Genomic DNA, 24333 nt, shown 5'->3' with positions numbered 1-24333 from the left:
CCGCAATCCTCCCGAACACAGGTTCTCCCGCAACGGTCAAGACAATAACGCCAGGGCGGCGGTATACGTCAATGGCGGGTCGAATATTACTCGGGCCGAGCGAGCGGGAACAGGATCGTTTCCCGAATGCCGAGCCCGGTCAGCGCCATCAACAGCCGGTCGATTCCCATTCCCATCCCGCCGGTCGGCGGCATTCCGTACTCCATCGCACGGAGGAAATCCTCGTCCAGCTGCATCGCCTCGGCATCGCCACCGGCCGCCAGCAACGACTGCGCGACGAGTCGTTCCCGCTGCACCACCGGGTCGACCAACTCGGAATATGCGGTAGCCAGCTCGAAACCGGATACGTACAGATCCCACTTCTCGGTCAGACCGGGAGTTTCCCGGTGAGCCCGGGTGAGTGGGGCGGTCTCTTCGGGATAATCCCGCACAAATGTCGGCGCCTGCAGGGACGGCACGATGAGGTGCTCGAACAGCTCCTCGGCCAGCTTGCCGTTGCTCCACTTCGGGTCCGCGGAAAGGTCGTGCTTTTCCGCGTAGGCCGCCAGTTGTGCCCGTTCGGTCAGCACCGTGACTTCTTCGCCGAGCGCCTCGGAGAGCGAACCGAACAACGTGATCGTCCGCCACTGCCCACCGAGATCCAACTCACTGCCGTCGAAGTGCGTCACCACGTGTGAGCCGGCGACCGCGAAGGCGGCTTCCTGAATCCACTCCTGAACCTGCTGCTGCATCACGTTGTAGTCGGCGTACGCCTGGTACGCCTCCAGCATCGCGAACTCGGGCGAGTGACTGGAGTCCATACCCTCATTGCGGAAGTTGCGGTTGATCTCGAAGACCCGATCGATGCCACCGACGACCGCGCGCTTCAAAAACAGTTCCGGCGCGATCCGCAGATAGAGATCAGTGTCGAGCGCGTTGCTGTGCGTCACAAACGGGCGGGCCGCCGCACCACCGTGCAGCAACTGCAACATTGGTGTTTCGACCTCGAGGAAATTGCGCCGGAACAGCGACTCGCGCAGGCTCCGCACAACGGTCGCCCGGGACCGGACGATCTCGCGCGCCTGCGGCCGCACGATCAGGTCGACATAACGCTGCCGGATCCGGGTCTCCTCGGAAAGCGGCTTGTGCGCGACCGGCAACGGGCGCAGCGACTTGGCGCTCATCGCCCACGAGTCGGCCAGCACGGACAGCTCGCCGCGCCGGCTGGTGATCACCTCGCCCTGGATGCCGACCAGGTCACCGAGGTCGACCAGGTGCTTCCAGTCGGTCAGGGCCTGCTCGCCGACCTTGTCCAGGGACAGCATCGCCTGCAGCTCGGTGCCGTCACCGTCGCGCAGGGTCGCGAAGCACAGCTTGCCGCCGTTGCGGATGAAGATCACCCGGCCGGCAATCGCCGCCTTGTCGCCGGTGGCGTGGTCGATCGGGAGTTCCGCGTACTTCTCCCGGAGCTCCTTGAGAGTTGCGGTGCGGGGCAGGTTCACCGGGTAGGGCGGGACTCCCTCGGCGAGCAACCGCTCCCGCTTCGACCGGCGGACCCGCATCTGCTCGGGAAGGTCCTCGACTGGGTCGCTACCCAAGCCTGGACTATCAGTCGGCGGAGCTTCAGTTGCGGGCACATTCTGCTCGGTCACGGCACTGCTCTCTGTGTTCAGGAACGCGGAAAGGACGCAGAAAGCCTACTCAGCGGCTTTCACACGTTCCGCTCATATACCATCCGCAGCCCGATCAGCGTGATCATCGGCTCGTGCGCGGTGATCGTGCGGCACTCGTCCTTGACCAGCCAGGCCAGGCCGCCGGTGGCGATCACGGCGGACACACTGCCGCCCAGCTCCTCGATCATCTGCTCGACGATCCGGTCGACCTGCCCGGCAAATCCGTAGTACATGCCCGACTGCAGGCATTCGACCGTGTTCTTGCCGATCACCGAGCGCGGCTTGGCCGGCTCGACCTTGCGCAGCTGAGCGGCGCGGGCGGCGAGTGCGTCGAAGGAGATCTCGATGCCCGGTGCGAACGCCCCGCCGAGGAACTCGCCCTTCGCGCTGATCACGTCGAAGTTGGTGGTGGTGCCGAAGTCGACCACGATCGACGGTCCGCCGTAGAGAGCGTGCGCGGCCAGGGTGTTGACCACCCGGTCGGCGCCCACCTCCTTCGGATTGTCGATGGCCAGCTGCACCCCGGTCTTCACGCCCGGCTCGACGATCACGTTGGGCAGATCGCCGTAGTAGCGGGCCAGCATGGTGCGCAGGCTGCGCAGGGCGGCCGGCACCGTCGAACACGCGGCCACCCCGGTGACCTCGACGGCGTCGCCGGCCAGCAGCCCGCGGAACATCAGCCCGAGTTCGTCGGCGGTCGACCGGGCATCGGTCTTGATCCGCCAGTTGTGCACCAGCTTGTCGCCGTCGAAGGTCGCCAGCACGGTGTTGGTGTTACCGATGTCGATGCAGAGCAGCATTTACGGCCTCGTTCGAAGGTCCATAGCGATGTCCAGGATCGGCGATGAGTGTGTCAGGCCACCCACCGAGAGATAGTCCACACCGGTCGCCGCGTAGGCCTCCACCGTTTCCAGTGTGAGATTTCCGGTCGCCTCGAGCTCCACCCGGTCGCCGACCGCCGCGACGACCTCGGCGAGCAGGGCCGGCGTCATGTTGTCGCAGAGCAGAAAGTCGGCGCCGGCCTCGACCGCTTCGACCGCCTCGGCCAGCGTGGTCACCTCGACCTGCACCGGAACGTCCGGGAACTTCTCCCGCACCAGCCGGTACGCCGCGGTGATGCTGCCCGCCGCCAGCTTGTGGTTGTCCTTGATCATGGCGACGTCGTACAGGCCCATCCGCTTGTTCGTGCCGCCGCCGGCCCGCACCGCGTACTTCTCCAGCGCGCGCAGCCCCGGGGTGGTCTTGCGGGTGTCCAGCACGGTCGCCTTGGTGCCCTCGAGAGCGTCGGCCCACTTGCGGGTGTGGGTGGCCACGCCGGACATCCGGCACAGCAGGTTGAGTGCGGTGCGCTCGGCGGTCAGCAGCGAGCGGGTCGGCCCGGTGATCACGGCGAGCACGTCGCCACGGCGTACCCGATCACCGTCCTTGATCTTTGCCTCGAAGCGCGTCGTGCCGCCGGAGGTGGCCGCGAAGACCTCGGCCGCCACCGCCAGACCGGCGACCACGCCGTCGGCCCGGGCCACCAGCTCGGCCGTGTCGCCCTGCCGCGGCGGAATGGTGGCCTCGCTGGTCACGTCGCGCGGCGGATCGCCCAGGTCCTCGCCGAGCGCGGTGAAGACGATCCGCTGCACCTCATCGGGGTCGAGAGTCATGCCATCTCCTCGAAGGTCTGGGTGAGCCGGCCGGTCGGGCCGATGCCGTCGAGCAGGTGCCCGCGCCACTCGTCCTCGGCCACCGGGAAGTCTTCGCGCCAGTGGCAGCCGCGTGTCTCGCGCCGGACGCTCGCCGAGGCCACCAGCGCCGACGCCACGGTCAGCAGGTTGGTCGCCTCCCAGGCCGCGTTGTGCGGGGTGGTGCGCTGCTCGGCCAGGCGGGCGAGTTCCTTGGCGGTGCCGTCCAGCGAATCGGCCGAGCGCAGCACGCCGGCGCCGCGGGTCATCGCCCGCTGCAGGTCGGCGCGGATCGTCGGATCGATCACCCAGGCCGGCTCTTCCTTGAACACGGGATCCGCCTGCGGCGGCAGGTCGCGGCCGATGTCGTCGGCGATCCGCCGGGCGAACACCAGACCCTCCAGCAGCGAGTTGCTGGCCAGCCGGTTGGCGCCGTGCACGCCGGTGCAGGCCACCTCACCGCAGGCGTAGAGCCCGGCGATGCTGGTGCGGCCGTGCAGGTCGGTGCGCACCCCGCCGGAGGCGTAATGCGCGGCCGGCGCGACCGGGATGAGGTCGACGGCCGGATCGACGCCGGCCGACCGGGTCGAGGCGACGATCGTCGGGAACCGGTGCTCGAGGAACTCCCGCCCCAGGTGCCGGGCGTCGAGGTAGACGTGGTCGGCGCCGGTGGCCAGCAGCACCCGGTGGATGCCCTTGGCGACCACGTCCCGCGGGGCCAGCTCGGCCAGCTCGTGCTGACCCACCATGAACCGCTTGCCGGACTCGTCGACCAGGTAGGCGCCCTCGCCCCGCAGCGCCTCGGAGATCAGCGGCCGCTGCACCGAGGTGACCGCCGCGCTCACGAACGACGTCGGGTGGAACTGCACGAACTCCACGTCGGTGACGACCGCGCCGGCCCGCATCGCGAGCGCCACGCCGTCGCCGGTGGACACCGGGGGGTTGGTGGTGGACGAGTAGATCTGCCCCATCCCGCCGGTGGCGAGCACCACCGCGCGGGCCAGGATCGCGCCCACCCCGTCCGCCGAGCCCTCGCCCAGCACGTGCAGGGTGATGCCGCAGGCCCGGCCGTCCGCGCCACGCAGCAGATCGAGCACGAGCGCGTGCTCGACCAGCCGGATCCACGGATCGCGCCGCACCGCCTCGTGCAGCGCGCGCTGCACCTCGGCTCCGGTCGCGTCGCCGCCGGCGTGCACGATCCGGTCGGCCCGGTGCCCGCCCTCGCGGGTCAGCATCAACGAGCCGTCGGCGTTGCGGTCGAACTCGGCGCCGATCCGCATCAGCTCACGGACCCGCGCCGGTCCTTCCTCGACCAGCACCCGCACCGCCGCCGGATCGCAGAGGCCGACGCCGGCGATCTCGGTGTCGTTGGCGTGCGCGGCCGGCGTGTCCAGCGGGTCGAGAACCGCGGCGATCCCGCCCTGCGCCCAGCGCGTGGAACCGTCGTCGATGTTCACCTTGGTGACCACCGTGACGTGCAGCCCCTGCTCACGCAGGTGGAGAGCGGCGGTCAGCCCGGCCACACCGGAGCCCACGACCAGCACGTCAGTGGTCTCGCTCCAGCCCGGATCGGCGGCGGCGAGCCGGCGCGGAAGCTCCGGAAGATCGGCGAGAAGTGACATCTGCTCAGTACACCCCGCCGGTGCGTGGGGCCCACCGCGGGGGCAGGCTCAGTGGTGGGCATTACTTGTACTGGATGGGGAGGCTCTTGACCCCTTTGCCCTTCAGGGTCGACTTCAACTCGGTGCCGTCCAGCCAGAGATAGCAGCGTACGCCGAAATCGCCGAGCGCCCATACGTCCGTGTTCCCGGGCAGCGACACCACGCCGGTGCGATATTGCAGGTCGGCGTCGTTCGGGACATTGACGTAGGTGGCGATCAGCCCGCGGCACCCGTCGTGGAACTTCGCCCAGGTGGCGTCGTCCTTCGGGTAGGCCAGGCCCTTCGCGAACCAGATCCCGACGAACTCGGCGTTGTGCTTGGCGTCGCAGGTCACCCCCGGCATGCTGGCGATCGCCCCGGCACTGTCCTGGGCCACCGCGTAGCAGGTCAGCAGCAGCTCGGAGGTCCCGTCGGCGAGCACGCCCCGCAGGCTGCCGGCCCGCTGCACCAGGCCACCGTCGTCCTCGACCGAGCTGAGCTCGACGGCCTCGCAGCGGAACCACCGGGATCCGCCGGTCCAGGCCGCCTGGGTCGGATGGGTGACGCCGATCCAGATGCGAGCGTTGCGCCAGGATCCGCCGAGATAGGTGGACGTCTTCTCGTCGCAGACGTTGTAGGCGGACGCGGCGCCGGCCGATCCTTCGGCGGGCGGCGACTCGGCATCGGCGGCGGGCGACTCGTAGGTGCCGACGTAGACGGTCTCGGTCCGGTGCCGGAGCGTGCAGCCGATCTCGTCATAGGTGGCCCGAGCCCCGACCGCGCTGAAGTTGGCCCCATGGCAGGTCCCGGCCGCGGGCTCGAAGGCGGTGGCCGGCCCCATCGCGGCCCATCCGTTGGTGAGATCACCATCGACCCCGCCGGGAGCGGCACACCCAGCAACCACCGCTACCAGGGCAACCAAACCCCCCAGCCGGATGCCCATCCGGTGTCGCATGACCGCCACTCCCCCATTCCATCCGGAATTCCGAGCATATGGGGGATTTGAGAACCCAAAGACTAAAAACCCGTTTTCTGTACGCCGGGGAGCGCTCCGCCGCGGAGCGTCAGCGGGACGTTGTCGATCAGTCGGGTGGTACCGAGCTTCGCGGCCACCAGCAGGCGAGCCGGACCTTCGGCCGGCACCGGGCCCAGGTCGAGCGACATGACAGCGAGGTAGTCGACCCGGACCGACGGCTCTTCTTCGAGGATCTTGGTGGCGGTCGCCAGGGCCGATTCCGGGTCGGTCTCGGCCGCGCCCAGCCGCAGGGCCCGGGAGAGCGCGAGCGCCGCCTGACGCTCGGCCGGCGAGAGGAACCGGTTGCGGCTGGACATGGCCAGACCATCCGGCTCGCGTACGGTCGGGACGCCGACGATCTCGACCTCCAGCTCCAGGTCACGCACCATTCGCCGGATCAGCGCCAATTGCTGGAAGTCCTTCTCGCCGAAGAACGCGACATCCGCCCGGGTCAGCATCAGCAGCTTCTCGACCACCGTGAGCATGCCGGCGAAGTGGCCCGGCCGGCTGGCGCCCTCGAGGAGCTCCCCGATCGGACCGGCGTTCATCGTCACCTGCGGCGGCCCACCCGGATAGACCTCGTCGCGGCTGGGCGCGAAGACCACCGCCACGCCCTCGGCCCGGCACGCCTCGACGTCCGCCTCCAGGGTGCGGGGGTACTTCTCGAAGTCCTCGGCCGGGCCGAACTGCAGCGGGTTCACGAAGATCGTGACCAGCACGAACTCGGATCGTTCCCGGGCCGCTCGCATCAGCGCGCGATGGCCCTCGTGCAGCGCGCCCATGGTCATCACGACCGCGATCCGGCCGGGCACTCCGGCCAGCTCCGACGCGAGCTGCGCCCGGGTGTGGATTACCTCGGTCATCGGGCGCTCCCCACCGTCGTGGCTCGGGACAGGACGTCCATCAGCAGCGTGGCATCCTGCGGGCGCAGGCGGCCGGAGGCGATCGCCCGGTCCGCGGTGCGGCGGGCCATCGCCAGATAGGTGCCGGCGGCCTCGACGGGCATCCGGTCCAGGTGCTTGGCCACGGTGCCGGCGTCGCCGCGGGAGACCGGGCCGGTCAGGGCCGCGTCGCCGAGCCGCAGCGCGTTGTCCAGCGCGGCCCGCAGCAGCGGGCCGAGGACCCGCTCGGCGTCCTCGACACCGGCCGCGCGCAGCAGGTCGGCGGCCTCGTTGACCAGCGTGACCAGGTGATTGGCGCCGTGCGCCAGGGCCGCGTGATAGAGCGGCCGGTTGTCCTCGGCGATCCACTCCGGGACGCCGCCCAGGTCGGCGACGAGCCGGGTGGCGAACGCCCGGTCCGGGGTGGTGACGCCCCACGCGATGCCGGGCAGCCGCTCCAGGTCGGCGTCGGCGCCGGTGAACGTCATCGCGGGGTGCAGGGCCATGCCGTTCACATCGCCCAGAACGGCCAGTCCGTGAGCGCCGGAGGTGTGCGCCACGATCTGGCCGGGGCGAAGCGAGCCGGTGGCGGCCAGGCCGGCGATCAGGTCACCGAGGGCGTCGTCCGGGACGGCCAGCAGCAGCAGGTCGTCGGCGGCGCGGGCCACCTCGGCGGCGGGCAGGATCGCGGCGTCCGGCAACAGGCGGGCGGCCCGATCACGGGAGGCGGCGGAGACCGCGGCCGCGGCCACGACCCGATGGCCGGCTGCGTTCAGAGCGGCGCCCACCACGGCGCCCACCCGTCCGGCGCCGACTACGCCGACGGTCAGCGTGCGCTGCATAGCGCTCATGTGCGGATCCAGTCCTCGAGAGGGGTACCGGTCGATCGCAAGTATGCGTGCCCGTAACACGCTCGTGACAACCACGTGTGAACAACTGCACGGCCGCGACGGGGCCTAAGGTGTCGGTGTGACGGGGTGGCGCACGGCGATGACCGCCGGGCTGTACGGGCCGGCTGGTTTCTTCACGCGCGGCACCACCGGGCCGGACCAGCATTTCCGCACCAGCGTGCACGCGTCGCCGCTGTTCGCGGGAGCCCTCGCCCGCCTGGTCGAGCGGGTCGACACGGCCCTGGGCCGGCCTACGGTCTTCCAGCTCGTCGACGTCGGCGCCGGCCGGGGCGAGCTGCTCACCACGCTCCGGCAACTGCTGCCGGCCGAGCTCGCCGCGCGGGTCCGGTGCACCGCGGTCGAGGTGGCGCCGCGGCCGGCGACGCTCGACCGGGCGATCCGCTGGCGGCCGGACATCCCCGGCGACATCGTCGGGCTGCTGCTCGCCACCGAGTGGCTGGACAACGTGCCGCTCGACGTGGTCGACATCGACGATCACGGCCGGCGGCGGAAGGTGCTGGTCGACCCGGCCACCGGCGACGAGACGCTCGGCGGGGCGGCCGACGCCGCCGAGGAGTTCTGGCTCAGCCGCTGGTGGCCGCACCCAGGGCGGGCCGAGATCGGCTGGCCCCGGGACGCGGCCTGGGCGGACGCGGTCGACCAGGTGCGGCGGGGCTGCGCGCTGGCCGTCGACTACGGGCATCTGCGGGCCGACCGGCCCGCGTTCGGGACGCTCACCGGCTTCCGGGACGGCCGGCAGGTGACTCCGGTGCCGGACGGCAGCTGCGATGTCACCGCGCACGTGGCGATGGACGCGGTGGCGGTCGCGGCCGGAACGCCGTACCGGATGATCACCCAGCGGGAGGCGCTGAAAGCGCTCGGGATCGACGGCGCCCGGCCCTCTCTTGATCTTGCTCGTCGTGACCCGGCCGGATATGTGCGCGCGCTCGCCGCGGCCGGCGCCGCCGCCGAGCTGATCGAGCCGGCCGGCCTCGGCGGACACTGGTGGCTGCTGCACACGGTCGGGATAGAAGAACGTGGGAGCATGCTCCTGTGACGGACGCGCTGCGGGAGATGACCGTCGGGACCGGTGCCGGGCTCGACACGGCGGACATGGTGCTGAACATCGGGCCGCAGCATCCGTCCACGCACGGCGTGCTACGGCTCAAGCTCACCCTCGACGGTGAGCGGGTGGTCGCCTGCGAGCCGATCGTCGGATACATGCACCGCGGCGCCGAGAAACTGTTCGAGGTGCGCGACTACCGGCAGATCATCATGCTGGCCAACCGGCACGACTGGCTGTCCGCCTTCTCCAACGAGCTCGGGGTGGCGCTGGCCGTCGAGCGGCTGATGGGCATCGAGGTGCCAGAACGCGCGATCTGGCTGCGCACCGCGATGGCCGAGCTGAACCGGGTGCTCAACCACCTGATGTTCCTCGGCTCCTACCCGCTCGAGATCGGCGCGATCACGCCGATGTTCTACGCGTTCCGCGAGCGGGAAACCCTCCAGGCGGTCATGGAGGAAGCCACCGGCGGCCGGATGCATTTCATGTTCAACCGGGTCGGCGGGGTCAAGGAAGAAGTGCCGGCCGGGTGGACCGTGCGCGCCCGGCAGGCCATCAAGACGGTCCGCAAGCGGCTGCCCGACCTCGACCACGTGATCCGCAAGAACGACATCTTCCTCGCCCGCACCGTCGGGGTCGGGGTGCTCACCGCGGCCCAGGCCGCTGCCTACGGCGCGTCCGGGCCGGTGGCACGGGCCTCCGGGCTCGACTTCGACCTGCGGCGCGACGAGCCCTATTTGGCGTACGACCAGCTGAACGTCCCGGTGGTCACGAAGAAATCCGGCGATTGTCACGCGCGGTTCGAGGTTCTGCTCGATCAGGCGTACGTGTCGCTCGACCTCGCCGAAGAATGCCTGGACCGGGTCGACAAGATCTCCGGGCCGGTCAACGTGCGGCTGCCCAAGGTGGTCAAGGCGCCCGAGGGCCACACGTACGCGTGGACCGAGAACCCGCTCGGCATCAACGGCTATTACCTGGTGTCGCGGGGCGAGAAGACGCCGTGGCGAATGAAGATGCGCACCGCGTCCTACGCGAACGTGCAGGCGCTCGCCACGCTGATCCCCGGCTGCCTGGTGCCCGACCTGATCGCCATTCTCGGGTCGATGTTCTTCGTCGTCGGCGACATCGACAAGTAGCCGTCAGCGGCGGCCGTAACCCTGCACGTAGCGCTCGTCGGGCTGGGCGTAACGCGGGTCCGGCTGGGCGTAACGGTCGTCGGGCTGCGCGTAGCGCTCATCCGGCTGCGTATAAGGCTCGCCCTGCTGTGCAAAGCGCTCGTCCTGCTGCGCATAGCGCTCGTCGGGCTGCCAGCCGTCGTACTCGGCGAAGTCGGCCATCGTGCCGATGTTGGTGTCGTTCGCCGAGGGGCGGTGCCGCTTCGCGCGGTAGCTGGGGTCGCTCGCGGCTTGCGGGTCGTAGCCGCCGACCAGGCCGTAACCGTCAGCATCCGGGTAGGCGTTGCCGTCCGCCTCGAAGCCACCACTCTCCGGGCCGAAGCCGCCGCCCTCCGGGTCAAACCCGTTGACCTGCGGCTCGAAGCCGTTGCTCTGCGGGGCGAACCCATTGGCCTGCGGCTCGAAGCCGCCACCCTGCGGGCCGAATCCGTTGGCCTGCGGCTCGAAGCCGTTGCCGCCGGGACCGACGCCGTTGGCGGCCTGGCCGTAGACGTTGCTGGGGTGGCCGTAGCCGCCACTCGCCAGACCGTGGCCGTTGCCGCCCGATCCGTAGGCGTAGTCCTCGCCGGACGGGCCGTTCGTGCCGCCGTAGCCGTAGTCGACGCCGTAGCCATCCGCGGCGGCGTAGTTGCCTGCCGGGCCGTATCCGTCGTCGGGGGCGTCGTAACCGGAACGGTCGGCCGACGGCGCGCCATAGCCGGAACCGTTGACCGAACCCGTGCCGTAACCGTCGGCCGACGACGTGCCGTAATCCGAACCGTTCACCGTGGCCGTGCCGTAGGTGCCGCTGGGCTGGGCCGGGTAGGCGTTGCCGTTCGCGCCCGGCGGGACGACGGCGTAGCCGTCGCTGGCGCCGAAGTCGCCGTCCAGGCTTTCCGGCCGGCCGTATTGGGCGCCGGCCGGGCGGACCGCGGCCGAAGCGCGTGGCGGCGGTGACGGCGGCACCGGAACCGAGGCGGCACCGCGCTGGCGCGGGATGGCAGCCGAGGCCGCGGCGGCAACCGGGCGACTGCCACTGGTCGCGCCGGGCTCGCGGCGGTCGCCGGTAGACATGCCTGGCTCGCGTCGGTCACCCGCGGACATGCCGGGCTCGCGTCGGTCACCCGCGGACATGCCGGGCTCGCGTCGGTCACCCGCGGACATGCCGGGCTCGCGGTGCCCGTTTGGACCGAATCCGGGCCCGGACGCACCCGAGCCCGGCTCAAAGCCGCCGGAGCCCATGCCGTTGGGACCGGGGCCATTGAAGCCCGAGCCGGGGCCGTTGAAGCCGGGGCCGGGTGGTGTCGGGGGGACCACGGCTGCCGCTGCTGCCGGGGCTGGGACGCTCGCGCGGCCGCCGCTGGCGAAGGCCGGGTCGGGGCGGCGCGGTGACGGGGCGGCCGGGAACGGGTCGTCGCCCATCGGGGCGTCCTGGAAGAAGCCGGACGCCACCGGCGCGGGTGCGGGCGCGGCGGCGGGGCGGCCGAACTCGGCGCGTAACTGCGCGCGCAGGGCCTGGACCTCCTCGGCGACGCGGTCCTCCACGTCGCCGCGTTGCAGCTCCGGGTCGTTGCGGACGAGCACGGACGAGCCGACCAGCACAACGCTCACCGCGATCAGCAGCACGGCGAAGCGCACCGAGTTGGAGCTTTGGCCGAGCAGCACGACAACCGCGGCCAGCGGGGCGAGCAGCACGCCCGCCCAGATCAGGCCGCGGAGCAGTCGAGAGCTGGGGACAGCCCCGGGGTCCTTCTCCGGCATGGGCGCCCACGTTACCGAACCTGGGCCAGGGGCGAAATGGTCAAACGCCGGGCTTCGAAGTGGTCGAAACCCGGCGTTATTCCATCAATTCGTTAGCCGGCCGCGAGCGCGCCGTCCGAGCTGAACACCAGGCCGACGCTGATCGTGCCGTTCTTCAGCGCGGTCTTGGTGAGCGGGCCGCCCGAGTCCAGAGTGGAAAACTTTCCGGCCTGGAAGTTGTAGACGTCGACGAGGCCCTGCTGGCACTTCGGCCGCTGCGGGCACTCGGCCGGGCCACCGAGGATGGTCGCCGCGCCCGAGCACTTGGTGGCCAGGTCGGAGAGGGTCTTCACGCTGTACTTGTCGGCGAAGGCCGTCGTGGTGGCGAACGCGTTCTGGTCCTGCGCCTCGGACGCCTTGCCGAAGACCAGGCCGACCTTCTCGCCGAGGGCGGTCAGGTTGGTCACCGTGGTGGTCAGGTCGGTCGAGGACGGGTCCTTGCCGGCCTTGTCGACCTTGCCCTGCAGGAACGTGGCCAGGGTGGCGGCATATTCGGGGACCACCGCGATCTCGCCCTTCTCCAGGGCCGGCTCGTACAGCTCGCGGTTGCCGATCTGCTGCACCTTGACGGTGTAGCCGGCCCCGGTGAGCGCGAGAGCGTAGATCTCGCCCAGGGTGGCCGACTCGCTGAAGTTCGCGGCGCCGACGGTGATGTTGCCGCCCGGGCCCTTCTCGAGGCCGGTCGTGAGGTTGTTGGCCGTCACGAATTCCTGAGCCGCCGTCTTGGACGACTTGCGGTCGACGTCGACCGCCTTGTTCAGGTCGATCAGCTTGGTCGTGTCGAGCGCCGCCGAGACCTTGTCGAGCGCGGCGATCAGCTGCGGCGAGGACGCCTTCTTGTTGATCGCCGGGATGACGTTGTCGGTGTTCTGGAGCGCCTTGTCGTCGGTGAGGACGACCAACTTGTCGCCGGTGACCGGGGCACAGCCCGCGCCGGCGGCCGACGAGGCCGGAGCTTCCGTGCCGGAGGAGCCGGCGCTGCCGCAACCGGCGAGGGTGACGACGGCCGCCGTAGCGGTGGCAGCCATCAGGAGCAGGTGTCGACGCATACCGCCGCCTTCTGTGTCCCGGCGTGGCCAGGATGACCATGCCGCGTGTCCGACGGGCAGCCAAACACTGCCCGCATGCACTGCAAGGTCTACCCGCTGGGTATGACAACTTTCCGGAACGTTGCTGGTCTGTTATCCAGTCGGGTCGGCGACGGCGACCTTCCGGCGCCGCACATTGCGCAGCGGACGGGGCGTGACCAGGCGTTCCACGATCGCAAAGAGGCCTTCGACCAGCAGTGCGAGGAGCACCACAGTGATGCCGCCGGCCACGATCTGATTACCGCCGACGCTGATGCCGAGTCCGAATCCGGCCGTGATGATCTGGCCGAGACCGCCGCCGTTCACGAACGTCGCCAGCGTCGCGGTCGCGACCACCTGCACCGCCGCCGTCCGCAGGCCGGCGGCGAGGTAGGGCACCGAGAGCGGCAGCTCGACCCGGCGCAGCAACTGCCCGCCGGACAGGCCCATCCCGCGGGCCGCGTCCCGGGTCTCCGGGTCGATCTGCCGCAGACCGGTGTAGGCGTTCGCCAGCAGCGGCGGCACGGCGAAGACGGCCAGCGCGATGATCACCGGCAGCTTGCCGAAGCCGAGCGGGGTCAGCGGGAGGATCGTCAGCAGCGCCAGGGTGGGCACGGCCCGGGTGAGGTTGGCCACCGTGATCACCACGCCGCCGCCCCGGCCGCGGTGACCGAGCCAGATGCCCAGCGGCAGGCCGATCAGGCAGCCGAGCACCACCGCCCAGAAGCTGATCACCAGGTGCTCACCGAGCCGGTCGAGCAGGCCACCGGGGTTGGTCCAGTTCAACGGATCGTTGAGCCAGATGATCCCGTCCTTGAAGTAGCTCATACCGATCCTCCGCTTCGCTCCGGATCGCCATGAGGCACAAACGCGCTGAGCCTGATGATTCGCTCGCTTCGCTCGTTCATGCCAGCCGCCTCCGGCTCCACGGCGTGAGCAGCCGGCCGAGGCCGACCAGTGCCAGGTCGAAGACCAGGGCCAGGGCGATGCAGAGGATCGTGCCGGTGACGATCTCGGCGCGGTAGAAGTTGTTCCAGAAGCCGCCCATGATCAGGTCACCGAGGCCGCCGTTGCCGATGATCGCGCCGATCGTGACCAACGCCACCGTCGAGACCGTGGCCAGCCGCAGGCCGGTCACGATGCCGGGCAGGGCGAGCGGCAACTCGACGTTCCAGAGGCGCCCGAATCGGCTGTAACCCATCCCGGCGGCGGCGTCGCGGACCTCGGCCGGCACCTGCGTCAGACCGGTCAGGGCGTTACGAACCACGAGCAGCAGGGCGTACAGCACCAGGGCGATCAATACGGTCACCCGGTTGGTCGCGCCCAGCAGCGGCGCCAGCAACGCGAGCAGCGCGAGCGACGGAATCGTGTAGAGAACGCCGGAGAGTGCCAGAATCGGACCGGTCAGCGGTCTGATCCAGTAGGCGAGGACCGCGAGCGGCACCGCGACCACCAGCGCGATGAGTACGGTCTCCACGGTTATGCCGGCGTGGAAGCCGAGCTTCGCGACAATCGTGTCGGCATTGTCGTGGACGTACTGCCACGAGAACCACGGGTTTCCGGGCCCGTCATCGGCGGGTGCGGCCAGCGGCGAGACGGCTGCCGGGCCCCACGACAGGAAGGACATACGTGGACGCTACCGCGATCAACGAATCCGGGCCTGCTCCGAGCGCGGCATCGATCACTCTGGAGAACATCGGCAAGACCTACCCGGACGGCACGGTGGCGGTCGGCGACTTCAGTCTCGAGGTGCGTGCCGGCGACCTGGCCGTGCTGATCGGCCCGTCCGGATGCGGCAAATCCACGATCCTGCGGATGATCAACCGGCTGATCGAGCCGTCCGGGGGCCGGATCCTGATCGACGGCCAGAACATCCTCGACCGCAATCCGGTCGAGCTGCGCCGGCACATCGGCTACGTGATCCAGAACGTCGGGCTGTTTCCGCACCAGAACATCCGCGCCAACGTCGGCACCGTCCCGAAGCTGCTCGGCTGGGACCGGAAGCGGACGGCCGAGCGCGCCGACGAGCTGCTCGAGCTGGTCGGCCTCGACCCGTCCCGGTACGCCAAGCGCTACCCGCACGAGCTCTCCGGCGGCCAGCGGCAGCGCGTCGGGGTGGCCCGGGCACTCGCCGCCGACCCGCTCGTGCTGCTGATGGACGAGCCGTTCTCAGCGGTCGACCCGATCGCCCGCGGCCGCCTGCAGGAGGAGTTCCTCAAGCTGCAGGCCACCGTGCGCAAGACGATCGTGCTGGTCACCCACGACATCGACGAGGCGGTCCGGCTCGGCGACAAGATCGCGGTGCTCGCCGAGGGCGGCCGGCTGCTGCAATACGCGCCGCCGGCCGAGCTGCTCAGCCGGCCCGTCTCGGCCGCGGTAGGTGACTTCGTGGGCGCCGACCGGGGCATCCGGCGGCTGGCCGTGACCCCGCTGCGGCCGGCCGTGCGACCGATCGAGGCGAGCGCGGCGACCGACGGGCGACCGTCCGTCGACGTGGGCGGCACGCTCTACGATGCGCTCGCGGCCATGCTGGCGAGCGATGTCACCGAGGTGGTCGCGGTCGAAGACGGGAAGCCGGTTGGATTGGTGTCCCGGGCCGCGCTTTTCGACGTACCCAAGGAAGATGCGCAAGCGTCGGTCTGAGCGTTTGGGCCGGGGCTTTTGGTGCCGCCCCGGCCCGCACGGTCATCTGGTGCCGCGGTAACCGCCGAGCGTGGCCAGGCCGACGATCCAGCCGACGAACAGGCCGTAGGACGCGCCGTTGCCGGCCGACTGGAAGGCGCCGAGCAGCGACGGGTTGGCCAGGAAGAGCGTGGTGAAAAGAGCGGCGAAGCCGCCGGCGAAGATGTACGACGCCCAGCCGGCGAAGAACTGGCTGATCGTCCCGCGCGCCCGGGCCAGCTGCGAACCGGGCAGCAGGTACAGGAAGAGCGCGGTCAGGACGACCAGCAGGATCGCCTTGAGGTCGCCGACGATGATTTCGCGCAGCGAGTCGTTGGAGTTGAACGTCCAGTGCGGCCAGGCGAGCAGCCGCAAGAACCAGCCGCCGGCCGTGTTGGCGTTGGTGTTGTCGTTCGCCCAGTCGGCATACCACGGGCTGCCGAAGACAAGGACCAGTATGAGTGCGGCGAGAGTGCCCGCACCAGGCGCAGATTTGTACCGGTTACCGAGAGCCATGCGCCGTTAATTCCCAGCGCGGCGGTCCTTTCAAACGACAGTCGTAAATGCCCTTGATCAGTGCTTTTGCACGTAATCGATGAAGGCGGCCCGCAGCAGGTCCTCCTGCTCGCCGTAACCGTGCTCCTCGTAACCGCCCTTGCCGATCAGTTCCCGCCAGAGAGCGACGTACTCGTCGATGGTGGGGCCGATCGAGTTCGGCGCGCCGTCGAGCTCGGCGGCATCGTCCGCATCCGGCAGGTGCTTGATCACCGTCCAGAAGAACTTGACGTCGTGGTTCTTGCGGGCCAGGCCGAAGGCGCGCTCGCGCAGCTCCTCGGTGGGCAGGGCGTCCAGCTCGGCGAAGCTCGGAGAGGTCATGTCGGCAAGCATAGGACGGGCGTTCGGGTCACCTGCTGGATCCCCAGGGTCCGTCGTCCCAGCGGTCGGTGCGGGCCGCCGTCGTGGTGGCCGGCGTCCAGCTCTCCAGGTCGGGCGTCCAGTTCTGGGCGGCGGTGGTCGGTGCGGCGTTCCACTCGTCGCCGTGAGCCGGGAGCAGCGGCCGGCCGAACGACTCGACCAGCCGGGTCACGATCAGGCCGGCCGCGAGCACGGCGGCCGCCGTCGCGAACAACGAGATCTCGAGGTTCTTCCGGGTGGACCAGTCGAGGTAGAGGGTGAACGCGGCAACCGCGAAGAGCGTGCCGAACATGCCACCCCGACGTCCGTACGCGCTGGTGCCGGCGAGCAGTGCCAGGCCGACCGCGATGCCGGTCCACTCCAGGCCGGTGCCGGGCACGATCGGCCCCGCCGACTGGGCGGCGATCAGGAAGCCGGCGCCGACCGCGAAGACCGAGGAGAGCACCAGCGTGCCGATCACCGGCAGCGCCACCGCGAAACCGCGCCGGCGGGCCTGGTCGCCGGACGAGCGCATGCCGCCCAGCCACCGGCGCACCGGCGTCACCGTGCCGAGCGCCGCGCCCAGCACGGCCAGCAACGCGAACCCGCCGAACAGGAAGAACGCCTGGTCGGTCGGGTCGTAGCGGCCCTGCACCACCTCCGGGGCCACCCGGAGCTGGTCGTAGACGATCACGCCGAGCGCGGCGGCCAGCGTGGCCACCCAACCGGGCACGTGCAGCACGAGAATGAGCAGGCCGACCGCGACCGCCCCGGCGGCCGCGATGATCAGCGCCGGGATCCCCGCCTTGAGCAGGCCCAGGTCGCCCTGCTCGGCGTAGTGCAGGGAGGCGCCGAGCGCGATCGGGCCGAGAGCGAGGTTGGGCACGCCGGCCCGCAGGGTCAGGCCCGCGCCCAGGGTGAGCAGGCCGACCGCGGCGCCGGTGATGAGCAGGTTGTCCAGCGCGGGCCGCTGGAACGCGTTCTTGTCCAGCTGCCAGAGCAGGAAGCCGAAGGCGCCGGCGGCGAGCAGCAGCACCACCTCCCAGCCGAGGTGGATGCCGAGGCGGTCCCGCCCGTCGTCCTCGCGGACATCGACGGCCGCGGTGTCCGCGGTCTCCATCTCCTCAGCCCGGCGGCGCTGATCGGCCGCGGCCAGGGTGTTCGCCCGGTACGCGGCCGGATCGGTCGTCGGCTCTTCAGTGCGGCGGAAGGTCGTCTCGTCGTACGCCATCGCGCGCCTCCTCGTGTGCGTCTACCGTGCGGCCCAGACGCACGCCGATACCCGCCGGGCACTCAGGCCCCGCGCCCAGAGCATACGGATACGAGTTGGTCTCAGTTCAAGGCCGAAAGGTGCCTTTATCGACGCCGCTCCGCCTCGTCCTCGTCCTTGTTGTCCGGCTGCTCCGGGATCCGGCACGAACGCTCCAGCCACAGCGCGGCGCCGATCAGGGCGGCCGCGCCGACCAGGCCACCACCGGCGGTCGGCAGGTCGCTGTGCGCGGCCTCGGTGGGCTCCATCGCGAGCCAGGACAGCAGGCCCGCCGAGAAGCCCGCGGACAGCGCGCCGACCAGTGACGACGCCTTGGCGAGCGCGACGTAGCGGGCCACCGCGAGCGGGTCGACCGGGAGCGTGCGGGGCTTGCGCTGGATGCGGGCGCCGGTGTTCTGCGCGAGTGCGCCCTCGGCGATGGCCAGCACGAACAACGCGATCACCGGCGACCAGGGCAGCTCGGGCAGCGATTGGTAGGTGAAGCTGAGCAGCAGCCAGCCCAGGGCGGCCGCGCCGAGGCCCGCCACGACCAGAACCGAGATGCTCGTCGGCCGCAGTGACGGGTCCGATTTCGGCGCCTGCGGGTTGCTGCTCACACCACGAACTCTAACGGGAGATCCGGCCGCGGAGTCATCCCGGCAAGGTCATCGGCGAGTGCCGGGTCGTTCAGCAGGTCGGTCAGCCAGCCGTGCCCGGCCAACTGCCCGTACGGCTGGATGTCGATCCACGGGCGCAACACGAACGCCCGCAGATGGGCTCGCGGATGCGGCAGGGTCAGCTCCGGGTCGTCCGAGATCACCGGCTGGTCGTCGGCGTCCCAGACGGCGATCACGTCGACGTCCAGGGTGCGCGGGCCGAACCGGCGCTCCGGATCGCGCACCCGGTTGGCCCGGGCTTCGCAGGCATGTGCCCGGTCCAGCCAGTCGCGCGGCGCGGCCTCCGGATCGACTGCCAGGAGTACGGCGTTGAGATACGCGGGCTGGTCGGCGTCGCCCCACGGCGGGGTCTCGTAGATGCCGGAGACCGCCGCGACGCTGCCACCGAGCGCGCCGACCGCCCGCCGGAGATTCTGGTAGCGGTCCCCGAGGTTGCTGCCCAGCGACAGCACGGCCCGGCTCACGAGCGGCTCCGGCGCAGCGTGACGGCCACGTCGGCGAAGTCGTGCGGGATGGGCGCCTGCGGCTTGTGGACGGTCACCTCGGCCGCGTCGACCCGCTCGTCGGCCAGGCAGACCGCGAGAAGGCGGTCAGCCAGGGTCTCGATCAGGTTGACCGGCTCGCCGGTGACCACCGCGACCAGCGCGGAGGCCAGCTCGCCGTAGTGCACGGTGTCGGCGACGTCGTCGGTGGCCGCCGCCCGGGTCAGGTCCAGCTCGAGCACCACGTCGACGACGAACTCCTGGCCGTCGGCACGCTCGAAGTCGTACACCCCGTGGTGGCCCTTGGCCCGGAGGCCGGTCAGTTTGATCATTTCTTCTCCAGTCGCGGGCGCCCGGAGGCGCGCCAGACCGCGAGCGCATCCGCGGTGTCGAGGACGTCGTGGACCCGCACTCCCCAGGCGCCGGCCGCCACCGCCAGCACCGACGTGGCAAGCGTGGCCGCTTCCCGCCGGTCCACCGCGCGTGGGGCGCCGTCCGGGCCGGCCAGCAGGCGGCCCAGGTAGGTCTTGCGGCTGGCCGCGAAGAGCACCGGGAAGCCCAGTTCGACGATGGCATCCAGATGGCGGGTGAGCAGCCAGTTGTGCTCGGCGGTCTTGGCGAAGCCGAGCCCCGGGTCGAGAATGATCTGTCCGGGGTCGACGCCGGCCGCGACCGCCGCGTCCACCCGCTGCAGCAGTTCGTCCCGCACCTCGGCGACCACATCGTTATAAACGGCCAGCTTGGTCATCTCACGGGAGTGGCCGCGCCAATGCATCAGGATCCATGGGCAACCGGCGTCGCGGGCCACCGCAGCCATCCGGGGGTCGGCCAGGCCGCCGGAGACGTCGTTGATGGCGACGGCGCCGGCCTCGAGCGCGGCGGCCGCGACCGCCGCACGAGTGGTATCGATGCTCATCGGAACGCCGGCCGCGGCCAGCCCTGTGATTACCGGAACTACGCGCTTGATTTCTGTCGCGGCGTCCACTCGCTCGGCCCCGGGGCGGGTCGACTCGCCCCCGATGTCCACGATGTCCGCGCCGTCGGCCATCAATGCCGTGCCATGTTCGACGGCCGCGGCCACATTGTCGTACCGGCCGCCGTCCGAGAAGGAGTCCGGCGTGACGTTCAGGATTCCGATCACGACCGGGTGATCTCTACGGATTCGGTCCACGCCCGTGAGCTGGGCATCCCTCGACTCTGTCGGCACAGGGACAAGGGTAGGCCGGGCGCAGTGTCGCACGTGTGTACGATGTGTAGTAACTCGTTTAGATGCACGCCTTTACCTTGCGTAACGTTTAGGCGCTTGTAGCTAAGAAGTACGAGCCGTACTCTTCGGGTCTGGGCATCATGAAGGAACCGAAGAGAGCAGACGTGCATGGCAGTGCCCGAACGGCTCACTCGACGCGATGAGCTGGAAGTAGCACGATATGGGCGTCGCCGTGCGGCTTTACCACTGCAGCGTGTCCGGATCCCCCTAACCGGACACGGGGAGGTTTATCAATGATCGCCACAGAGCTCGCCACTCACGTTGCGACGCTGGCCGCAGACCCCAAGGGCATCAACACCCAAGGGATCGTCACTTTCTTCGCCAGCAACATCGCACCCATCCTGCTGGCGGTCCTCGGCGTCATCTTCATCGGACGAGCCAGCCGGGGCGAGATATCCAAGGTGCTCACCAGCTCTGCGATCGCCATCGTCGGCCTCGCGTTCATCGCCGGTGCGGCCACATTGTTCTTCGTCGGCGACGCCCTGATCAAGCTGATCTTCAACTGAGATGCGGCTCCGTACCGACGACGACATCTACCGGGCGCGCCTGGTCTACCTCGGTCCGCCCGGCTACACGCTGCCCATCCACCTGCCGTACGCGCAGTACGGGATGTTCGTCCTGCTGGTTCCGGTCTTCATGTTCCTGCACTACCTGATCACGTTCGACTTCGACCCGTTCCCGGCCTGGGAAATCTCCCTCGCCATGGTCAGCACGTCCTACGTGTTCCGGCATGTCGACCCGGACCGACCGGCCCGGCTGGTCATCAAGACCGCGCTCACCGACTGGCGCCGCACTCGCGAACCGGCCGTCGAGCAGCGCGACCCAAGACTTGTCGCCACTCGTATCCGGGTTCGGGAGGAGTTGGTATGACCAGTTTTTCCATGGGCTCCCTCGGGGCCGGCGCATGACCGGACCCTCACCGCACGGGCAGCCCCGCGCGGATGCCACGACGCCGGGCAGGCAGAGTAACGGTATGCGTTCGGACCACTACTCTTCGCCTGATTCGGCGGATGCGAACCCGGAAGAGTTCGTGGCCGCGCCGAGTCACGGCGCGGTCGGCGTCTTCCAGGCGCCCCAGCCGGTCCGCCCGCGCAACGGCACCGTCGACCCCACCCTGGACATCGACTCCCCCTTCCTCGACCTCTTCGGCGGGGCGGCGCCGCCGGTGTCCGCCAGCCCGGCGCCGAGCGAGCCCCAGTCCGATCCGGAGTTCGACTTCGGATTCGATTTCGACTCCCCGACACCGCCGGCGCCCAAGTCGATGCCGACGATCCAGGCGCCGACCCCCGCACCGCCTGCGCCTTCACCGTTGCCTCCGCCGCCGGCGCGGCCACCGTTTGCCACCCCGCCGCCTCCGCCGACCGCCGAGGGGCCGTTCAATCGGGCGCCCGCCGGGCCGAAGCCCGATTACTATCAGGAGAACGGCGGCGACTGGCCCGACTTCGACGAGTGGCCGGCCGGCCCGTCGACGACCGCCGAACCGCCGAACCCGTGGCCGACCCTGGCCGTCCGCGAGGACACGAGCGCGGCCGTCCAGCCGTACGCTCCGCCGGTCCAGCCGGAACCGGAGACGGCCCTGCCCGTACCGGCCGAGCCCGCGCAACCACCCACGAAGCGCAGGGAGAAGTCGCCGGCCCGGAAGAAGGAGAACCTTCCGGCGCAGCCGAAGAAGCGGAAGGAAGTCAAGCCCGCGCCGCTGCGGCCCAACAAGATCAAGTTTGGCGACCGCGATCCGGCGATGGAGCTCGCGATCAGCGAGATCGCCGGGCACCTGACCTTCACCCAGAGCACGGTCACGGCGTGGTACTCCCTGCCCGAGGTGCGCTGGGCGTTCCGGCCGGACGCCGAGCGCGAGGCGCTGCTGTCGGCCATCTCCGAGCAATATGCCGGCCTGGCCGGTTTCCGGCTGCACCTGCGCCGCACCAACCGGCCCTTCCCTGCCGACGAGTGGGCCCGCACGGTCGACTCGTTCACCCCGAAGCCCCTGCCCGACGTACGCGGTGGGGTCTCCTGGTCCGACCACCTCGTCGCGGCCCAGCGGCACCTGCTCTCGGTCAACCATGCCGAAGGACAGACCTACCTCGGTGTCACGTTCGCCCGGCGCTCCCTCGGCGACACGTTCGCCGAGCGGATCATGCGGGTCTTCGGGCGCGGCACCACCGACGGCGAACGACGCAAGCTCGGCCGCACCGTCGAGCAGTTCGACGAGGTGCTCAGCGCGTTCGGTATGCGCGGCCGCCGGATCACACCGGCCGAACTGGAATGGCTGCTCTACCGCTCGGTGGCGCTGGGTATGGCACCGCCCTCGATGCTCTCCCCGATCACCAACGGCCAATGGGAGACCGGCGACCTGCTCGCCCTCACCGAACAGATCGAGCGCTACCGCACGCCGTACGGCTCGACCGTCAAGCTGGTCAACCGGATGACCGGCGAGGAACGGCACGTCGCCGTCCTCTCCGTCGGCCGGATGGAACCCCTCGAGATCCCCGAGAAACACGAGCCCTGGCTGCACTTCCACGAGCGGCTGCCCTGGCCGATGGAGATCTCCTCGCGGATCGACATCCTCGGCTCCGGCAGCTCGTTCAAGAACCTCGAGCACCGGCTCCGGATGATCCGGTCGCAGCAGCTCGACTACGCCGAGCACGGCATCGACGCGCCGCCCGAACTGGAACGTCTCGCCAAGCGTGCCCTGGTCATCGGCGACGAGATGACCACCGGCCTGCCGGTCGAATCGGCCCGGGCGCACGGCTGGCACCGGATCGCGGTCAGCGGCTCCTCCCGCGAGGAATGCCTCGAACGCGCCCGCCGGCTCATCCAGCTCTACTCGCGAGAGCTGCGCATCTCCCTGCAGCACCCGAAGAACCAGGACCAGCTCGCCCGCGAGTTCATCCCCGGCGAGCCCATCGCCAACACCGGCTACGTCCGGCGGATGCCGGTCAAACTGCTGGCCGCGGCGGTGCCGCAAGCGGCCTCGACCGTCGGCGACCGGCGGGGAGACCTCATCGGGCGTACGTCGGGGACCTGCCGCCGTCCGGTCTTCCTCGACCTGCACTTCCCGATGGAGGTGCGGGAACGCTCCGGCCTCGCGGTGTTCGTGGCCGAGCCCGGCGGTGGCAAGTCGACCCTGATGGGCGCGCTCGGCTACCTGAACGCCCGGCGCGGCGTCCAGGTCACACTGCTCGACCCGTCCGGCCCACTCGCCCGCCTCTGCTCCATGCCGGAGCTGAAGCCGTACTCCCGGGTGCTCAACCTGACCGGTTCCGAACAGGGCACGCTGGCGCCGTACGCGTTGATCCCCACCCCGATCCGCTCCGAGTTCCCGACCGGGCCCGGCGGCGACCGGGAGTTCGAGATCGCCATCTCCAACGCCCGCGCCGAGCGCCGCATGCTCGTCCAGGACATCTGCTCGATGCTCGTGCCGCCGCAGGTCGCCAAGGAAGCATCCACCGCGACCCTGCTCCGGCACGCCGTCCGGCAGGTCCCAGCCGAGGAGACCTCCACCCTCGACGACGTCGTCCGCACCCTCCAGGGCCTCGACGACGACGGCAAGGAACTCGCCAACCTGCTCCTCGACACCGCAGAGATGCCGCTGGCGCTGCTGTTCTTCGGCTCGCCGCCGCCCCACCTCCTCGGCGCCGACGCCGCCCTCACCGTCATCACCATGGCCGGCCTCCGCCTGCCCGACCTGAAGATCGAACGCGAGTACTGGTCGGCCGAGGAGTCACTCGCCCTGCCCATGCTCCACACGGCCCACCGGCTCGCGGTTCGCCGTTGCTACGGCGGCTCGATGTCCTCGCGCAAGATGGTCGGCCTCGACGAGGCCCACTTCATGGAGGGCTGGCGCTCCGGACGATCCTTCCTGGTCCGCCTCGCCCGCGACTCCCGCAAGTGGAACCTGGCAGCGCTGGTCGCCTCGCAGAACCCGCGCGACATCCTCGGCCTGGACGTGCAAAACCTCGTCTCCACGGTCTTCGTCGGCCGCATCGCCGAAGACCAGGAGATCGCGTCGGAAGCCCTGCGCCTCCTGCGGGTGCCGGTCCACGACGGGTACGAGGCCACCCTCGCCTCGCTGTCCCAGGTCGACACGTCGTCGTCCAGCCGACTCGGATTCCGCGAGTTCGTGATGCGGGACGTGGACGGCCGGGTCCAGAAGGTACGTGTCGACGTGTCGTACGTTGAAGGTCTGCTGGAGCACCTGGACACCACGCCCGCGGCGGCCAAGTCGGCGCCTACGGCACTTCCGATGTCGCCGTCCGACCTGGAGGCATGAG

24 protein-coding genes are annotated in these 24333 nt (G+C 70.2%); 6 read left to right on the top strand and 18 right to left on the bottom strand.

Annotated features, from left to right (window positions below; genetic code table 11):
* Positions 1-86 precede the first annotated feature (86 nt).
* The 7 genes from lysS to AB0E90_RS17500 form a co-directional block, all read right to left on the bottom strand.
* Positions 87-1541 carry a lysine--tRNA ligase gene (gene lysS, locus AB0E90_RS17530; protein ID WP_360406568.1) on the bottom strand — a complete coding sequence of 485 codons (1455 nt, stop codon included), beginning with the start codon at positions 1539-1541 and terminating at the stop codon, positions 87-89.
* Positions 1542-1690: 149 nt separating this feature from the next.
* Complete coding sequence (locus AB0E90_RS17525; protein ID WP_360405863.1) at positions 1691-2452, bottom strand: type III pantothenate kinase; 762 nt, start codon at positions 2450-2452, stop codon at positions 1691-1693.
* A complete protein-coding gene (nadC, locus tag AB0E90_RS17520) occupies positions 2453-3304 on the bottom strand; it encodes a carboxylating nicotinate-nucleotide diphosphorylase (protein WP_360405860.1) in 852 nt (283 codons plus the stop codon). It lies immediately after the preceding gene.
* Positions 3301-4944, bottom strand: a complete 1644-nt coding sequence (locus tag AB0E90_RS17515; RefSeq protein ID WP_360405857.1) for an L-aspartate oxidase — start codon at positions 4942-4944, stop codon at positions 3301-3303. Before AB0E90_RS17515 ends, nadC begins: the two co-directional genes overlap by 4 nt.
* 61 nt (positions 4945-5005) lie before the next feature.
* Positions 5006-5917 carry a septum formation family protein gene (locus AB0E90_RS17510; RefSeq protein ID WP_360405854.1) on the bottom strand — a complete coding sequence of 304 codons (912 nt, stop codon included), beginning with the start codon at positions 5915-5917 and terminating at the stop codon, positions 5006-5008.
* A gap of 62 nt (positions 5918-5979) precedes the next feature.
* Entirely contained in the window at positions 5980-6840 is an 861-nt protein-coding gene (panC, locus tag AB0E90_RS17505) for a pantoate--beta-alanine ligase (RefSeq protein ID WP_360405851.1), read from the bottom strand.
* Positions 6837-7709 (bottom strand): Rossmann-like and DUF2520 domain-containing protein, encoded by an 873-nt coding sequence (locus tag AB0E90_RS17500; RefSeq protein WP_360405848.1) that lies wholly within the window; start codon positions 7707-7709, stop codon positions 6837-6839. The genes panC and AB0E90_RS17500 overlap by 4 nt, the downstream gene beginning before the upstream one ends.
* A 139-nt stretch (positions 7710-7848) precedes the next feature.
* On the opposite strand from AB0E90_RS17500, the gene AB0E90_RS17495 reads away from it, so the two are divergent.
* Both AB0E90_RS17495 and AB0E90_RS17490 read left to right on the top strand, forming a co-directional pair.
* Complete coding sequence (locus tag AB0E90_RS17495; protein WP_360406565.1) at positions 7849-8805, top strand: SAM-dependent methyltransferase; 957 nt, start codon at positions 7849-7851, stop codon at positions 8803-8805.
* Between the two features lie 17 nt (positions 8806-8822).
* Positions 8823-9947 carry an NADH-quinone oxidoreductase subunit D gene (locus AB0E90_RS17490; RefSeq protein WP_360406562.1) on the top strand — a complete coding sequence of 375 codons (1125 nt, stop codon included), beginning with the start codon at positions 8823-8825 and terminating at the stop codon, positions 9945-9947.
* A gap of 3 nt (positions 9948-9950) precedes the next feature.
* Here AB0E90_RS17490 and AB0E90_RS17485 read toward each other — a convergent pair whose 3' ends face one another.
* The 4 genes from AB0E90_RS17485 to AB0E90_RS17470 form a co-directional block, all read right to left on the bottom strand.
* On the bottom strand, positions 9951-11726 hold the full coding sequence (locus tag AB0E90_RS17485; protein WP_360405845.1) for a hypothetical protein: 1776 nt from the start codon (positions 11724-11726) through the stop codon (positions 9951-9953).
* A 92-nt stretch (positions 11727-11818) separates the two neighbouring features.
* Positions 11819-12814: a glycine betaine ABC transporter substrate-binding protein gene (locus AB0E90_RS17480; RefSeq protein ID WP_360405842.1), complete on the bottom strand. Its 996-nt coding sequence runs from the start codon at positions 12812-12814 to the stop codon at positions 11819-11821.
* 132 nt (positions 12815-12946) lie between these two features.
* On the bottom strand, positions 12947-13660 hold the full coding sequence (locus AB0E90_RS17475; RefSeq protein ID WP_360405839.1) for an ABC transporter permease: 714 nt from the start codon (positions 13658-13660) through the stop codon (positions 12947-12949).
* Positions 13661-13736: 76 nt separating this feature from the next.
* Positions 13737-14459 carry an ABC transporter permease gene (locus AB0E90_RS17470; RefSeq protein WP_360405836.1) on the bottom strand — a complete coding sequence of 241 codons (723 nt, stop codon included), beginning with the start codon at positions 14457-14459 and terminating at the stop codon, positions 13737-13739.
* A 2-nt stretch (positions 14460-14461) separates the two neighbouring features.
* On the opposite strand from AB0E90_RS17470, the gene AB0E90_RS17465 reads away from it, so the two are divergent.
* Positions 14462-15475 (top strand): ABC transporter ATP-binding protein, encoded by a 1014-nt coding sequence (locus tag AB0E90_RS17465; RefSeq protein ID WP_360405833.1) that lies wholly within the window; start codon positions 14462-14464, stop codon positions 15473-15475.
* Positions 15476-15517: 42 nt separating this feature from the next.
* On the opposite strand, the gene AB0E90_RS17460 is transcribed toward AB0E90_RS17465, so the two are convergent.
* From AB0E90_RS17460 to folP, 7 genes are all read right to left on the bottom strand, one after another.
* The gene (locus AB0E90_RS17460) at positions 15518-16009 is read right to left on the bottom strand and encodes a hypothetical protein (RefSeq protein ID WP_360405830.1); all 492 of its coding nucleotides are present in this window, start codon (positions 16007-16009) and stop codon (positions 15518-15520) included.
* Positions 16010-16066: 57 nt separating this feature from the next.
* Positions 16067-16369 (bottom strand): hypothetical protein, encoded by a 303-nt coding sequence (locus AB0E90_RS17455; protein ID WP_360405827.1) that lies wholly within the window; start codon positions 16367-16369, stop codon positions 16067-16069.
* A gap of 28 nt (positions 16370-16397) precedes the next feature.
* Positions 16398-17618 (bottom strand): ABC transporter permease, encoded by a 1221-nt coding sequence (locus AB0E90_RS17450; protein ID WP_360405824.1) that lies wholly within the window; start codon positions 17616-17618, stop codon positions 16398-16400.
* Positions 17619-17743: 125 nt separating this feature from the next.
* Complete coding sequence (locus AB0E90_RS17445; protein ID WP_360405821.1) at positions 17744-18253, bottom strand: DUF3180 domain-containing protein; 510 nt, start codon at positions 18251-18253, stop codon at positions 17744-17746.
* Complete coding sequence (gene folK / locus AB0E90_RS17440) at positions 18250-18777, bottom strand: 2-amino-4-hydroxy-6-hydroxymethyldihydropteridine diphosphokinase (protein WP_360405818.1); 528 nt, start codon at positions 18775-18777, stop codon at positions 18250-18252. The genes AB0E90_RS17445 and folK overlap by 4 nt, the downstream gene beginning before the upstream one ends.
* Positions 18774-19127: a dihydroneopterin aldolase gene (gene folB / locus AB0E90_RS17435; protein WP_360405815.1), complete on the bottom strand. Its 354-nt coding sequence runs from the start codon at positions 19125-19127 to the stop codon at positions 18774-18776. Before folB ends, folK begins: the two co-directional genes overlap by 4 nt.
* On the bottom strand, positions 19124-19933 hold the full coding sequence (gene folP / locus AB0E90_RS17430; RefSeq protein ID WP_360406559.1) for a dihydropteroate synthase: 810 nt from the start codon (positions 19931-19933) through the stop codon (positions 19124-19126). The genes folB and folP overlap by 4 nt, the downstream gene beginning before the upstream one ends.
* A gap of 362 nt (positions 19934-20295) precedes the next feature.
* Here folP and AB0E90_RS17425 point away from each other — a divergent pair, with 362 nt between their 5' ends.
* The 3 genes from AB0E90_RS17425 to AB0E90_RS17415 all read left to right on the top strand — a co-directional run bounded on the left by AB0E90_RS17425 (position 20296) and on the right by AB0E90_RS17415 (position 24332).
* Positions 20296-20568 carry a hypothetical protein gene (locus AB0E90_RS17425; RefSeq protein ID WP_360405812.1) on the top strand — a complete coding sequence of 91 codons (273 nt, stop codon included), beginning with the start codon at positions 20296-20298 and terminating at the stop codon, positions 20566-20568.
* A gap of 1 nt (position 20569) precedes the next feature.
* Entirely contained in the window at positions 20570-20932 is a 363-nt protein-coding gene (locus AB0E90_RS17420; protein ID WP_360405809.1) for a hypothetical protein, read from the top strand.
* Between the two features lie 103 nt (positions 20933-21035).
* Positions 21036-24332, top strand: a complete 3297-nt coding sequence (locus AB0E90_RS17415) for an ATP-binding protein (protein ID WP_360405806.1) — start codon at positions 21036-21038, stop codon at positions 24330-24332.
* Position 24333: the final 1 nt, after the last annotated feature.

The organism is Actinoplanes sp. NPDC026619, assembly GCF_040638295.1.
In the GTDB taxonomy this organism is placed as follows: Bacteria; Actinomycetota; Actinomycetes; order Mycobacteriales; family Micromonosporaceae; genus Actinoplanes.
Note: the sequence above shows the minus strand (reverse complement) of the source record. Positions and strands in the feature narration are given on the sequence as shown.